General features: G+C 59.2%; 1 protein-coding gene. It reads left to right on the forward strand.

Annotated features, from left to right (window positions below; all coding sequences use genetic code 11):
* A partial coding sequence (locus LZP73_RS20775) for a glycine--tRNA ligase subunit beta (RefSeq protein WP_234236872.1) occupies nt 1–284 on the forward strand: 284 nt, incomplete at both ends.

Consider the following 284-nt stretch of genomic DNA (forward strand, 5'->3'; position numbering starts at 1 on the left):
GATAACCTGCCGCGCCTGCAAACCGTGTTGTTCCAGCAACAGTTGGGGACGCTGCGCGACAAAACTGACCGCATTCAGGCGCTGGCTGGCTGGATTGCTGAGCAGATTGGCGCTGACGTTAACCACGCTACCCGTGCGGGCCTGCTGTCTAAGTGTGACCTGATGACCAACATGGTCTTCGAGTTCACCGACACCCAGGGCGTTATGGGGATGCACTACGCGCGTCACGATGGCGAAGCGGAAGACGTAGCTGTCGCGCTGAATGAGCAGTATCAGCCGCGCTT

This window comes from Shewanella sp. AS16 (genome assembly GCF_021412365.1).
GTDB classification, from domain to species: domain Bacteria; phylum Pseudomonadota; class Gammaproteobacteria; order Enterobacterales; family Shewanellaceae; genus Shewanella; species Shewanella salipaludis.